The sequence below is a fragment of the Oscillibacter sp. KLE 1728 genome (assembly GCF_934833455.1).
In the GTDB taxonomy this organism is placed as follows: domain Bacteria; phylum Bacillota; class Clostridia; order Oscillospirales; family Oscillospiraceae; genus Oscillibacter; species Oscillibacter welbionis.
Window position 1 is genome coordinate 5,257 of the sequence record NZ_CAKVVF010000033.1, and the last position, 13,532, is coordinate 18,788.

A 13,532-nucleotide genomic window follows, 5' to 3' on the forward strand; every position below is an offset into this window, starting at 1 on the left:
GCATGATCATCAGGATGAACACGTTGATGACCAGCTCCTCGGACCACGCGAAGTTGGAGTGGAAAACATACCGAGAGAGCACGTTGATAAACGTGATCGCTGTAACCACGACGGTAATCACGCAGAGCACGAATTCCTCGACTTTGGTGAGCCCGTTCATGATCGTCTTGTAGGTTTTCATTCGATCAATCCCTTCAGTTAGTGTGGCGCCCCGTCTTAACAGAATATTTATACGTCTCCTGCGCATGAATAGTTGCCTGTCTATCATGCCGTATGAATAAACTGCCGCAAAGCCGCCTGTTTCACAGAAATACATATTAAATTTCTGTTAACGGAGACAAGTATATCACTTTGCCAATTCAATATCAATCAGCAATCGGAAATTTGTCATTTTGCCCATTTTTGTTCTGTGGCTCTTTGCCAATTTTGTACAAACAGCAAAAATATGGCAATTTTAACAGAAAAATAAATTATTTTTGGACTTTTTGCTGATTTTTCGGAAAAAGTATGGTATAATCAACCATAAAACCGCAAAGCGCCGATTCTTACGCAAGCCTTACGCAAATCATGGCATTTTGAAATTTTATTCTGAAAGACGTTTGTCCCGCAAGTAAAAATCCTGTACACACAAGGAGCGACATCATGTCCCATTGCCAAATCACACTCAGCGTCAACGCCGGGGTCGCCCTGCATCTGGGTGCCATGCGGGTCTGGTCCGACGCGCTCCACGACCGTCGGGTTGTGGGGTTCTCCACTGTCACCCCTGAGCGCTGGAACATTCTTCAGGCTCATCCGGACTTCGCCAGCCCGGATCTGCTCTTTTTCACCCACTGCCATCCGGACCATTACTCCCGCGCCCTGACAGAGCAGGTGATTGCCCAAAATCCGCAGGTGGCCCTGGTGCTGCCGGAGCAGGAGTTTGACCGCCAGCTGGTGCTGGCCGGTCCCAGCAGCCATCTCACCCTGGAGGGGCTGCACATGGACTTCATGCGCCTGACTCACGAGGGTGCACAGTACCGGGAGGTCCCCCACTACGGCTGTATCCTGGAATATGACGGTTTCCGGGTCCTGATCGCCGGAGACTGCGCCGTGGCGGACCCGCAGCTGCGGGATTTCATCGGCAGCCGCCCCATTGATCTGGCCCTTTTGAACTTCCCTTGGGTGACTCTTCGGAAGGGCCGTCACTTCATCGAACAGGCCATCCGGCCGGAGCATCTGGTGGTATACCATCTCCCCTTCTCCCACGATGACCGCTGGGGATATCGGGATGCCGCCGTCAAGGGCGCGGGCCAGCTCCAGGGGGTGCCGGATGTCCGGCTGCTGCTGGAGCCGTTCCAGCGGGAAATCCTGACCTGACAGAATCAAAAAGAGAGACGCGCCGGGCGCGTCTCTCTTTTTGATTCTGCGGACGCTGTCTCAGTCCACATAAAATATTGTATCCAGCACCTGGTCCCGGGTGATGGTTCCGAAATAGTCCCGAAGGGGGAAGCGGTCCAGCACCGCCCCCACGTCCTCCCGCCGGAATGGCGTGCCCATCAGGGCGCCGGTCACCTCGTCCATGGGGCTGACAGCCAGAAAATCTCCGTAGAACACGATCTGGCGGATGATCCCCTGGTCCACCTCCACGCAGGGCTCCAGGGTGCCGCCGTCCCAGCGGCGCTTGTTCCGCAGGTTGTACTTGGGGGAACGGCCGAAGTTCCACTCCCAGGTGTCGTACTTGGTGCGCTTCAGCTCATCCACAGCAGCCAGTTCCTCATCTGTCAGGTGATCCTCCACCAGACCGCTGCCGGCCAATGTTTTCTTCAGATAACTCCAGAAGGCGGGCATATCCATATCCGTCTTCAGGAACTCCCGGATGTTGCCGATCCGACTGCGCACGGATTTTGCACTCTTGGACTCGAACTTTGCCGGGTCCACATTCAGCGCCCCGGACACCATGCCGGGGTTGGCGTCGAACAGCAGTGTCCCATGATACAGGAAGCGCCCGCGGAGCAGCCGCTGGGCTGTGCCGGACACCTTCCGCCCCTCCACCAGGATGTCATTGCGGCCGGAGGCCTCCGCCTGCAGGCCCAATCCCTGCAAGGCCTCCACAATGGGACGGGTGAACCGCTCCATGGTCAGCCGCTCCGCGTCTCCCACGTCGGTGATGAAGGAGTAATTCAGGTTGCCCAGATCATGGTACACGGCACCGCCGCCGGTGGTGCGGCGCACCACATGGATTTGATGGGCCTCCACAAAGGCCCGGTTGATCTCACCCTCGGCGTTCTGGTTCTGCCCGATGACGATGGTGTTGTCGTTCTGCCACAGGAGCAGATACTCCCCCGACCGCCGGCTGCGGAGTACCGTCTCTTCAAACGCCAGATTGTAAAAAGGGTCCTGGGATCCGGTCTCCAAATAGTGAATCTCCTGACTCATAGCCGCCTCCTCTGCAAAAAGTGCCGGATGTTTTTTCTTATTGTATACCGTCCGGGCGGTCCCGGCAATGTGCAGAACCACCGAAAATGCCCGCCATCTTTCCGCTGCCCGGATGCGGGAGCGCCCGTTGCGGAATCGGACACAGCGGTCCGGGTTCGGCCCCGGGCCGCTGTGAGGGGAACGCATTTTTACCAGATGGCCTTGGTGTCCACGTCCTGCTTCAGCCGGGCGGCAAAATCCGCCACGGACATGGCGCCCAGATCCTCACCGGTCCGCAGGCGGACGGAGACGGTCTGGTTTTCCATATCCCGGTCGCCCACTACCAGCATATAGGGGATCTTCTCCAGGGTGGCCTCCCGGATCTTCTTGCCGATCTTCTCGTTGCGGCCGTCCACCTCCACCCGGAAGCCGGCGGCATCCAGCTGCTTTGCGATCTGATCGGCGTATTCCAGGGCGCGGTCTGTAATGGGCAGGACCTTCACCTGCACCGGGTTCAGCCACACCGGGAACGCGCCGGCAAAGTGCTCGGTGATGACGCCGATGAACCGCTCCACGCTGCCCAGAACCACCCGATGGACCATGACGGGGCGGTGCTTCTGGCCGTCCTCTCCGGTGTACTCCAGTTCAAACCGCTCCGGCAGCTGGCTGTCCAGCTGGATGGTGCCGCACTGCCAAGTGCGGCCCAGGGAATCGGCCAGATGGAAGTCCAGCTTGGGGCCATAGAAAGCGCCGTCGCCCTCGTTGACCTCGAAGGTCTTGCCCATGTCGGTGATAGCGTTTTTCAGGATGTCCTGGTTATGCTCCCACTCCTCCACAGTGCCGATGTGATCCTCCGGCATGGTGCTGAGTTCAATGGTGTAGCTGAGGCCGAAGGTGGAGTACACTTCGTCGAACAGGCGGACCGTCTCCTGGATCACGTCCTTCATCTGGTCCGGGGTCATGAAGATGTGGGCGTCGTCCTGGGTGAAGCAGCGGACCCGGAACAGGCCGTGGAGCGCACCGGACAGCTCGTGCCGGTGTACCAGGCCCAGCTCGCCCACCCGCAGGGGCAGCTCCCGGTAGGAGTGCGGCTCGCTGGCGTAGACCAGCATGCCGCCGGGGCAGTTCATGGGCTTGATGGCGTAATCCTCTTCGTCGATAACAGTGGTGTACATGTTCTGCTTATAGTGGTCCCAGTGGCCGGAACGCTCCCACAGCTGACGGTTGAGGATGATGGGGGTGGAGATCTCCACATAGCCGTACTTCTTGTGGACCTGGCGCCAGTAATCCAGCAGGGTGTTTTTCAAGGTCATGCCCTTGGGCAGGAAGAAGGGGAAGCCGGGGCCCTCGTCCCGCAGCATGAACAGGCCCAGCTCCCGGCCCAGCTTCCGGTGGTCCCGCTTCTTAGCCTCTTCGATCCGCTGGAGGTAGGCATCCAGCTCGTCCTTCTTCGGGAAGGCGATGCCGTAAATCCGCTGGAGGGTCTCCCGGTTGGAATCACCCCGCCAGTAGGCGGCGTTGCAAGCGGTGAGCTTGAGGGCGTTGCCCTTGATGCGGCCGGTGGAGTCCAGATGGGGGCCGGCGCAGAGATCCGTGAACTCGCCCTGCTTGTAGAAGGAGATATGGGCGTCTGCGGGCAGGTCGTTGATAAGCTCCACCTTGTAGGGCTCTGCCTTCTCCTCCATGAACTTCAAAGCCTCCTCCCGGGGCAGCTCGAACCGCTCCAGCTTCAGCTTCTCCTTGCAGATCTTCCGCATCTCTGCCTCGATCTTCTCCAGGTGCTCCGGCGTGAAGGCGAAGGGGGCGTCCAGGTCGTAGTACCAGCCCTCGTCGATGGAGGGGCCGATGGCCAGCTTCACCTCCGGCCACAGGCGCTTCACGGCCTGGGCCATCACGTGGGAGCAGGTGTGCCAGTAGGTCTGGCGGTACGCCGGATTCTCAAAGGTAAACTCGTTGTTCTTCACTTCTTCAGACATGGTTGATCCTCCTTTTGTTCAAGGGGCAGAAAACAAAAATCCCACCCCTGAAAAATCAGGGGTGGGATACAAAATCGTATTCCACGGTTCCACCCTGCTTGCATCCCCGGAGGGATGCCGCTCGTGTCCTCTATAACGGGAGGTCCCGTCCCAGCCTACATATCGGTGGGCGGCTCCAAGGCGGTGGCTGTGTTCCGGGCTCCGGCAGGGTCCGCTTTCAGCCAGCGGCGGTCCCTCTCTGCTGTCGAGTCCCGGACAGCGTCCTTTTCAATGCTTTTTTCAGTAAAAATAAATATATCACGGGCCTTTTTCCTTGTCAAGTGGGGGAACCTGCCTTTTTCCGGACGTCGGTTCCCTCTGTCTTTACAGGCCGGGCCAGAGGATGTCCCGGGCCACCGGTGTGTAGAACAGCCGCTCCACTTCCTCCCGTCGCCGGGTCTGCCCCAGGATCCACATGAGCTTGGCCACCACGGCCTCCGTGGTCATGTCGTAGGCCTCCAGCACCCCCAGATCGCTTTTGAGGCGGTAGCCCACGTGATACACCCCCAGGTCGCTGCCCTCATTCTCCACCTGGGTGGTGAGAACGACGACCCGCCCCGCCTCCATCCAGCGGCGGACGCAGTCGTAAAAGCCGCCCGCCTCCGGCAGGCCGCCCACGCCGAAGCTCTCGATAATCAGGGCGTCGTTCCGCTCCAGCAGGAAGTCCGCCGCATCCCGCCCGGTGCCGGGCACCAGCTTCAGCAGGGCCACCCGCGGGTCCAGGCGGTCGTAAAACACCGGGGCCTCCCGGCAGTCCTGGCGGATGTACCGCAGCAGCACGCCGTCCCGCAGGACGCCCAGCTCCGGGTGATTGATGCTGGAAAAGGCCTGGAAGCTCTTGGAGCGGGTCTTCTTGGCCCGGGTCCCCAGGATCACCCGGCTGTTGAACACGATAGAGACCCCCGGCAGGTCCTCCGCCGCGCAGCGGAAGGCGTCCGCCAGATTTGTCTTGGAATCCGTGGAATCAAATCCGATGGGTCTCTGGGCGCCGGTCAGCACAATAGGCTTAGGACTACCCTGGATCAGATAGCTCAGGGCCGCCGCCGTATACGCCATGGTGTCCGTGCCGTGGGTGATGACAAAGCCGTCATAGCAGCCGTAGTGCTCCCGGATACAGGCGGCGATCTCCAGCCAGTGAGCCGGGGTCATGTTGGTGCTGTCCAGGTTCAGCAGCTGGAGGCAGTCCACGCCGCAGATGTCCGAGATCCCGGGAATATGGGAGAGCAGCTGCTCCGTGGTCAGCTCCGGTGCAAGGCCGCTGTCCGTCACGTCCGAGGCGATGGTGCCGCCAGTGCCGATCAGCAGAATCTTCTTCATCTCATTCATTTCATCCGCTCCTCCGCTCACCCCAGATCCCGGTGGTCCAGCGCCGCCAGGCCGAACCGGGCCGCCAGGTCGATCTCCGCCCGTTCCGCTTCCGTCTCCGCCTGCTTCCGCCGCTGGCGCAGCTCCCGGAGAAACAGGCCCCGGAGGGAGTCCTCCTCCGCCCGCCGCCACAGGTCCTCCGCCATACGGGTGCGGTCCCGGACCTCCAGGGCGTAAAACCGGTCCGCCAGCGCCTCCTGGATGGCCGCGGCGCCAGCGCCGCCCTCTCCGGTCTCGCCGGTGAGGAGGATGCGGTACAGGTCCCCGGCCGTCTCCGGCGGCAGAGCTGCCTCCACGGCGGCCCGGGGCTCTTTTCCGGTGACGTCCACCTCTAAAACCTCATACCGGTGCCGGGCAAAGGGCACAAAGGTCAGGGAGACCTCTCCGCCGTCGGAGATCGTCCCCTCGTAAACCCCCTTCTCCCCCAGCTCGTCGAACCCCCGGCCCTCCGGACAGCCGGGCCAGGCGCAGACCGTCCGCCCCAGTGTCAGGGGCGCCGTCCGCTTGTGGACGTGGCCTAGTGCCAGATAGCAGAGGCCGCTGGCCGCCGCCTCTTCCCGGCGGATGGGGCCGTACCGCGCCTCCGCCCCGTCCAGCTCCCCATGGAGCAGGCCGATGTGACACTTTCCGTCTGCCGGGGCGGTGAAACCCGCCAGCAGGCTCTCCGGCTGTTCCGGGCCGGAGAATGCCGCCCCGTGGATCACCAAGTTCCGCTCCGGCACCTCCACGGCCGTGAGCCTGTTCTCTTTGAATACGTACACATTCTCCGGCCAGTCCACCGTCTCCCAGGGACTGCCGGGTCCGTACCAGTCGTGGTTGCCGGGGGAGATGAACACCCTGGCCCGCATCTGTCCCAGAGCGGCGGCCAGCTGTTCCCCCGTCTCCCGGAAGGGGCTGGCGCTGTCGAACAGATCCCCCGCCAGCAGCACCAGATCGATGCCGTGTTCCTTCACGTAGTCCGCCAGACGGAGAGCCAGCTCCCGGCTCTCCCGGCGGCGGGCCGCCGCCTGTCCGGGCGGCAGGGCGCCAAAGGCGCTGTCCAGGTGGAAGTCCGCGCCGTGCAGAAACCGGATCATCCCTGCTCCTCGGGCCGCCAGCCCTTGCACACATCCACCCACGCGGCAAAGTTGGAGGCGTACCGCTCCAGCTCGTCGCAGGTCATCTCCACGGCGCTGTTGCTGCTGCCTGCGGCGGGGAACACCGTCTCGAACCGCTTCATGGACACATCCAGGTACACCTTCACATCCTCCGGCAGGGCAAAGGGGCACACGCCGCCCACGTCGTGGCCGATCAGCTCGTGGGCCTCCTCATGGGTCAGCATTTTGGCCTTGGTGTGGAACTGGGCCTTGTAGCGGCTGTTGTCCACCTTGGCGTCCCCCGCCACTACAATGATGATGGGCTTGTCCTCCACCTTGAAGCTGAGGCTCTTGGCAATGCGGGCGCCCTCCACACCCACGGCCACCGCCGCCAGCTCCACCGTGGCGGAGGAGACATCGAACTCCCGGATTCGCTCTTCGATGCCGAGGGGCTTGAAATATGCTCTGACTTTTTCAATGGACATGATGGTTCGTTCCTCTCTATCTGAAATTTTAACCAGCCGGTTTGAAATCGTCCCGGTCACCGTACGTCGATCCGCTCCACGGCGGTGCACAGTCCGGTGGCGCTGTCCAGCGTGAAGATGGCCCCCTGGAGCTTGGCGGGTCCCTCCGGCGCCCGGTAGCGGCCCGGCAGGCCGCCCAGGAATCCCTCCACGGACTGCCGGGGGTCGATGCCCAGCACCGACTCGATGGACCCGGTCATTCCCAAATCCGTAATATAGCCCGTGCCCCTGGGACACACCCGCTCGTCGGCGGTGGGCACGTGGGTATGGGTCCCCCACAGGGCGGACACCCGCCCGTCCAGATAGTAGCCCATGGCCAGCTTCTCACTGGTTGCCTCCGCGTGGAAGTCCACCAGGGTGAAGTCCGCCGCGTCTCTCTCCAGCAGCCGGTCCGCCGCCGTGAAGGGGTTGTCCGCCCCCCAGGCCAGGTCGCACCGGCCGATCAGGTTCAGCACCCGGATCCGGACGCCGCCCAGGTCGTAAACACCGCAGCCCCGGCCCGGGGCCCGGCCGGTGTAGTTGGCGGGCCGCAGCAGCCAGGGCGCGTCCTCCAGGAAATCCGCAATCTGGCTCTTGCCGAAGGCGTGGTTCCCCAAGGTCACCACGTCGGCACCGGCGTCGTAGATCCGCTCCGCCTGGTCGCGGGTCAGCCCCACTCCGGCGGCATTCTCGCCGTTCACCACCGTGAAGTCGATGGCCTTCCACTTCTGGAGGGGCCGCAGGTGCCGCTCCAGATGGCGGAGGCCGGGCTCCATCACCACGTCGCCCACTGCCAGAATGTGATACAGCATAGCGCGCCTCCCGTCTTTACAATCTAATGTGTTAGTATACCAAAAACCATCCCGCTTGCAAAGAAAAACCGAAAATTTTTCCGCCGCCGTTGCGTTTCCTCCAGTCATCCCTTATAATGATTCCGGACACTATAAGAAATTCTGATTGCTGGAGGGATGATCCATGGCGGTCAAGCTGGAGCTGTACCGAGTGTTCAAAGAGGTGGCGGAGACGGGCAACATCTCCCTGGCGGCAAAAAACCTCTACATCTCCCAGTCGGCGGTGAGCCAGTCTATCAAGCAGCTGGAGACGGCGCTCCAGGCCCGCCTGTTCGCCCGCAGTCCCCGGGGCGTCTCCCTCACCTGGGAGGGGCAGATGCTCTACCAGTATGTCCGCAGCGCCCTGGGGCTGCTGGCCACAGGGGAGGACAAGCTGTCCCAGGCCCAGCAGCTGTTGCTGGGCACCCTGACCATCGGCGCCAGCGACACTGTCACCAGCTTTTTCCTGACGCCATATTTGGAGGCCTTCCACCGCCAGCACCCGGGCATCCGGCTGAAGATTGTCAGCGGCCGCAGCGCCAAGGTGCTGAGCATGCTGAAATCCGGCGCTGTGGACATCGCCTTCGCCTCCTCCCCCACGGACCCCGCCGCGCTGCATACCTGGTCCTGCTTCGCCACCCACTCCGTCTTTGTGGCGGGCAGCGGCTACGACTGTGACTTCGACCACGTGTATACCCGGCAGGAGATCGCGGAGTTCCCCCTGATCCTGCTGGAGCGCAAGGCCAGCAGCCGGGTGTTTCTGGAGCAGTACTTTCTGCAAAGCGGCATCACCCTGACGCCGGAAATCGAGCTCTCCTCCCGGAGCCTCCTGGTATCCCTGGCCCGGATCGGCCTGGGGGTGGCCGGTGTGACGCTGGAGTTTGTGCAGAAGGCCCTGGACAGCGGGGACATCCGCCTGCTGAAAACCGACTTCACCATTCCCGCCCGCAGCGTGGACATGTGCACCCTGCGGGACGTGACGCCCACCGCCGCGGCCTCCGCCTTTATGGAGATGGTCCGGCAGGACGCCCGGTGACAGCCATGGAACAGCTGTTTCTGATCCTGGAGCTGGTTGGGACGCTCGCTTTTGCCGCCTCCGGCGCCATCACCGGCCTGAAAAAGAACATGGACGTTTTCGGCGTCTGCATCCTGGGCCTCACCACCGCAGTGGGCGGCGGCGTCATCCGGGACCTGCTCTTGGGCATCACGCCGCCGGGCACCTTCCAGGATCCCATCTACGCCGTGGTGGCCCTGCTGACCTCCCTGGTGCTGTTTCTGCCCCGCATCCGGCGACTCCTCATGTGGGACCAGCGGCTCTACGACTTGGTGCTGTTGATTATGGACTCCGCAGGCCTTGGCATCTTCACCGTGGCGGGCATCCGCATCGCCTATGAACACGCGGCCCGCCCCACCCTGTTCCTGCTGGTGTTTGTGGGCGTGGTTACCGGCGTGGGCGGCGGCGTGCTGCGGGACGTGCTGGCCGGGGACACGCCCTACATTTTCGTCAAGCATGTCTATGCCTCCGCCTCCCTGGCCGGGGCGCTGGCCTGCGTGGTCCTCTGGCCCCTGGCGGGAGAGATGGCCGCCATGCTCTGCGGCAGTGCGCTTGTGGTCGCCGTCCGCATCCTCTCCGCCCACTTCCGCTGGAACCTGCCTCACGCCCATGACTGAACAAACGGCCTCTCCGGATCGGGAGAGGTCGTTTTCTGTCCGGGGGACTCTTTTACAGGCCGTCAATGTTCGAGCCCGGATCCGCCGCTTTTCCCACGCCGCCCAATGGAGATGCTAGGTTCTCTTCTCCATCTCTGCCATCCATGCCGGGATCGTATCTATACCCTCCGCCTTCCTGACAAAATAAACAGAAATTGAAATCAGGTTTCTAAGCAGCGGAAATGGGCACTCTGTTGCAAAAGAGGGTTGTGCTGTCCCAGTTTTTTTGATATACTAGATTGGTTTTCGGCCATTTCGGGCGGTCTTTCCGCCGAATGGCCCTGCACAACAGTTCACCAAGCAAAGGAGCGCGTATATGAAGCAGAAAAAAATTCCTCTCTCCCTCCAAATCTTTCTGGCGCTGGGGCTAGGCATCGCGGTCGGCATGGCCTTCACGGGAAATCCCACCTTTGCCGTCAGCTATATCAAGCCCTTCGGCACCATTTTCCTGAACTTGCTGAAGTTCGTGGTGGTGCCCATCGTCTTTTTCTCCATTCTCTCCGGCATCATCTCCATGAGCGATATCCGCAAGGTGGGTTCCATCGGCGTCAAAACGCTGGTGTATTATACCTGCACCACTGCCGGGGCCATCGTGCTGGCCATGTTCCTGGCCAACCTGTTCAAGGGCTTCTTCACGGTCATCGACCCCACCGGCGTCACCTTTGAGCCCGGGGAGACCGCCGGCTTCATGGACACGCTGGTGGACATCTTCCCCTCCAACATCATCGCCCCCTTTGCCAACGCCTCCATGCTGCAGGTGATCGTGGCGGCGCTGCTGTTCGGCTTCGGCATCCTGGCCGCCGGAGAGAAGGGACGGCCCGCAGCGGCGCTGGTGGACAGCCTTACAGAGGTCTGCATGAAGGTCATGGACATCATCCTGCGCCTCTCCCCCATCGGCGTGTTCTGCCTGATCCTGCCGGTGGTGGCGGAAAACGGTCCCCAGATCCTGGGCAATCTGGGCCTGGTGCTGCTGTGCGCCTATATCGGGTACTTCCTCCACGCCGTCATCGTCTACTCTGCCACGGTAAAGGCCCTGGGCGGCGTGAGTCCGCTGGCCTTCTTCAAGGGGATGTTCCCGGCCATGGCCATGGCGTTCTCCTCTGCCTCCTCCGTGGGCACCCTGCCTTTGAACCTGGAGTGCACGGAGCGGCTGGGCGCCCGGCGGGACATCGCCAGCTTCGTCCTGCCCCTGGGCGCCACCATCAACATGGACGGCACCGCCATCTACCAGGGCGTGTGCGCCGTGTTCATCGCCACCTGCTACGGAGTGGACCTGACCCTGGGCCAAATGATCACCATTGTGCTCACCGCCACCCTGGCCTCCATCGGAACCGCGGGTGTCCCCGGCTCCGGCGTGGTGATGCTGACCATGGTGCTGGAGAGCGTGAACCTGCCGGTGGCAGGCATTGGCCTGGTCATCGGCGTGGACCGCATCTTCGACATGGGCCGCACCACGGTGAACATCACGGGCGACGCTGCCTGCGCCCTGGTGGTCTCCAACCTGGAGAAAAAAGCGGAGGCCCGACGGGCTGCCCGCAGGCCCCGGGCCTGACCCCAGCCGAAAACGAGCGCGGCGCGGAATTTGTTCCGCGCCGCGCTCACTGTTCTTTTCACAGAGGACCGGTCAGCCCATGCGGAGGGTGTCCCGCACGTCGCTGTCAAAATAGGCCACCGGGTTCTGGGGCTCTCCGTCTTGGCGGACCTCAAAGTGGAGATGGGCCCCTGTGGCCATGCCGGTCTTCCCCACGGCACCGATCATCTCCCCGGCCCGGACGGTGTCACCCTCCTCCACTGTAAAGTCCCGGCACTGGCCATATAGGGTAGAAAGGCCGTCCCCGTGGTCGATCACCACATAATTGCCTCGCTCCACGTCATAGCCGGACTCCACCACAGTGCCGCCCGCTGCGGCCAGGACTGCCTCGCCCTCCGGCGCGGCAATGTCGATTCCGGTGTGAGTTTCACAGGTCTTGCCGCCCGGCTGCCACCGGGGGGTACCATAGGGGTTGGAGAGGCTGATGGTGTTGGCTCCCTGTACCGGCCACTGGAGGAAACGGCTGGCCGTCTCATCCACCGCATAGACGCCGTAGAGCCACGGGTCTTCATCACCGGCCAGCTGGGGCAGGAGGATCCCGCCGGGGCTGTTTGCGTCATATTCCACCTTCAGCCGCCCTGTGGACAGCGTGTAGGTCTTGGTCTGCTCCGAACCGTCAGTGAAGGTCACCGTCACCGTCAGCCGGGCGCCGTCCATCCGGTCGATGCTCTCCTGATTCGCCACCCGGGGATCCCTGTCCCAGTCGATATCGCCGGTGTCCGGAATCAGGAATCCATAGCGCACCTCCGGGTCATAGCCCTCCGTGACGGCAGCGCCCAGATCCGTCACCACCTCCATGGTCAGGGGCCCCTCTTCCTCCTCGCCATAAACGGCATGGATCACTCCTTCGCCGCTGGAAAGCCGGTACTCCGTGCCGTTGGCCTCGGCCTCCAGATAGTTCTGCACCTCTTCTCTGGAGAGGTTGGTCAGAGTTCTGCTGCGGTACAGCGCCTCTCGGTCAATGGCAAGGGAAATGGTTCGAATGTTCTCCCCGGTCACCTGGAACAGACAGCCGGTGTAGTGGCCGCCCTCGGCAGACCAGGAGACTTGACCGGCTGTGCTGAAGGCCAGCCCCCCGTTGGCGTTCGCCTCGTAACGCTCCCCCGTGTCAGCGGCATAAGCCGTCAGGCCGAAGGAGAAGCTGGGCAGGGCTGTTACCGGCGCGCCGCTCTCTCCGGGCTCTCCGCCGCCAATGGGCCCCAGCGTTACAGAACCTACCACCAGCGCCAGTGCACAGGCGGCGCATACTGCCGCCCGGAGCACCGGGCGCCGCTTTCCGGGCGCCAGATGTTTGGGGCCGGTCGTCTCCTTCTGCGCTCCCGCCGTCTGCCGGGCGGCGGACAGCACCCGGTCATTCAGCCCGGCGGGGGGCTGGATATGCTCCATCAAATTCTGATAGTCGTTCTTCTTCATGGTCGTCTCCTCCCAGCAGGTCTTTGAGTCTTTTTCGGGCCCGGCGGAGCCGGGTGCGGACCGTGGCCGCCGGAATGTCCAGCAGCCCGGCGATCTCCTCCGTGGAATACCCCTCGGCATAATACAGGTGGATGGGGACGCGCAGCTTTTCCGGCAGGCGGGCCACTGCGTCCCACAGCTCTGCGGCGCCGCTGTCCGCTTCCGCGGCCGTCTCCGGCAGGTCCGCCAGCGCCAGCACCGGACGCCGCAGGCGGAAGCGGTGCAGGTCATGGCACCGGTTCACCGTGCACCGCAGCAGCCAGGCCCGCAGATGCTCCCCGTCCCAGGCAGATGCCTCCTGGCCCAGCAGCCGGAGAAACACGTCCTGGTACACGTCCTCTGCGTCCTGGACGCTCTGCATCCGGCACAGGGCCAGCCGGTAGACGGCGGCGCCGTGGTGTTCCATGGCATTGCGCAGCAGGATTTCAGCCTCTTCCATGCAATGCCTCCTTTCTCTCGTTTGAAAAGCGCTTTCACCCTATATACGCCGGGGCGGGCCGAAATGTTTCCCCCTGGGAATTTTTCTGCCGGACAGCGGACGGCCGCCCGCTATATGGAATGCTGTCCTGCCAGACGCCCGGTCCCTTTTGCCCATG

At 62.6% G+C, this 13,532-nt stretch carries 13 protein-coding genes; 4 read left to right on the forward strand and 9 right to left on the reverse strand.

Going from position 1 to position 13,532, the window contains the following annotated elements:
• Nucleotides 1-181, reverse strand: a 181-nt coding sequence (locus tag QVE23_RS11005) for a TRAP transporter small permease (RefSeq protein WP_502919070.1), incomplete at its 3' end; no start/stop codon positions are given.
• Nucleotides 182-642: 461 nt separating this feature from the next.
• On the opposite strand from QVE23_RS11005, the gene QVE23_RS05500 reads away from it, so the two are divergent.
• On the forward strand, nt 643-1,356 hold the full coding sequence (locus QVE23_RS05500; RefSeq protein ID WP_287967722.1) for an MBL fold metallo-hydrolase: 714 nt from the start codon (nt 643-645) through the stop codon (nt 1,354-1,356).
• Nucleotides 1,357-1,416: 60 nt separating this feature from the next.
• Here QVE23_RS05500 and lplA read toward each other — a convergent pair whose 3' ends face one another.
• The 6 genes from lplA to QVE23_RS05530 all read right to left on the reverse strand — a co-directional run bounded on the left by lplA (nt 1,417) and on the right by QVE23_RS05530 (nt 8,165).
• A complete protein-coding gene (gene lplA / locus QVE23_RS05505) occupies nt 1,417-2,415 on the reverse strand; it encodes a lipoate--protein ligase (RefSeq protein ID WP_051319960.1) in 999 nt (332 codons plus the stop codon).
• Between the two features lie 188 nt (nt 2,416-2,603).
• Nucleotides 2,604-4,370, reverse strand: a complete 1,767-nt coding sequence (gene thrS, locus QVE23_RS05510; RefSeq protein WP_021749704.1) for a threonine--tRNA ligase — start codon at nt 4,368-4,370, stop codon at nt 2,604-2,606.
• Nucleotides 4,371-4,733: 363 nt separating this feature from the next.
• Complete coding sequence (locus QVE23_RS05515) at nt 4,734-5,735, reverse strand: asparaginase (protein ID WP_353733890.1); 1,002 nt, start codon at nt 5,733-5,735, stop codon at nt 4,734-4,736.
• A gap of 17 nt (nt 5,736-5,752) precedes the next feature.
• Nucleotides 5,753-6,850, reverse strand: a complete 1,098-nt coding sequence (locus QVE23_RS05520; protein WP_287967723.1) for a metallophosphoesterase family protein — start codon at nt 6,848-6,850, stop codon at nt 5,753-5,755.
• Complete coding sequence (locus QVE23_RS05525; protein ID WP_021751773.1) at nt 6,847-7,335, reverse strand: YbaK/EbsC family protein; 489 nt, start codon at nt 7,333-7,335, stop codon at nt 6,847-6,849. The genes QVE23_RS05520 and QVE23_RS05525 overlap by 4 nt, the downstream gene beginning before the upstream one ends.
• A 56-nt stretch (nt 7,336-7,391) precedes the next feature.
• On the reverse strand, nt 7,392-8,165 hold the full coding sequence (locus tag QVE23_RS05530; protein ID WP_119310586.1) for a TIGR00282 family metallophosphoesterase: 774 nt from the start codon (nt 8,163-8,165) through the stop codon (nt 7,392-7,394).
• Between the two features lie 163 nt (nt 8,166-8,328).
• Here QVE23_RS05530 and QVE23_RS05535 point away from each other — a divergent pair, with 163 nt between their 5' ends.
• The 3 genes from QVE23_RS05535 (at nt 8,329) to QVE23_RS05545 (ending at nt 11,445) form a co-directional block, all read left to right on the forward strand.
• On the forward strand, nt 8,329-9,219 hold the full coding sequence (locus QVE23_RS05535; protein ID WP_021749699.1) for a LysR family transcriptional regulator: 891 nt from the start codon (nt 8,329-8,331) through the stop codon (nt 9,217-9,219).
• Nucleotides 9,220-9,224: 5 nt separating this feature from the next.
• Complete coding sequence (locus QVE23_RS05540) at nt 9,225-9,854, forward strand: trimeric intracellular cation channel family protein (RefSeq protein ID WP_021749698.1); 630 nt, start codon at nt 9,225-9,227, stop codon at nt 9,852-9,854.
• 355 nt (nt 9,855-10,209) lie between these two features.
• Entirely contained in the window at nt 10,210-11,445 is a 1,236-nt protein-coding gene (locus QVE23_RS05545; protein WP_267288253.1) for a dicarboxylate/amino acid:cation symporter, read from the forward strand.
• Between the two features lie 72 nt (nt 11,446-11,517).
• Here the strand turns inward: QVE23_RS05545 and QVE23_RS05550 are convergent, their stop codons facing one another.
• Both QVE23_RS05550 and QVE23_RS05555 read right to left on the reverse strand, forming a co-directional pair.
• Complete coding sequence (locus QVE23_RS05550) at nt 11,518-12,897, reverse strand: M23 family metallopeptidase (protein ID WP_287967724.1); 1,380 nt, start codon at nt 12,895-12,897, stop codon at nt 11,518-11,520.
• Nucleotides 12,836-13,375, reverse strand: coding sequence for an RNA polymerase sigma factor (locus QVE23_RS05555; protein WP_021749694.1), 540 nt, complete (start codon nt 13,373-13,375; stop codon nt 12,836-12,838). Before QVE23_RS05555 ends, QVE23_RS05550 begins: the two co-directional genes overlap by 62 nt.
• Nucleotides 13,376-13,532 lie beyond the last annotated feature (157 nt).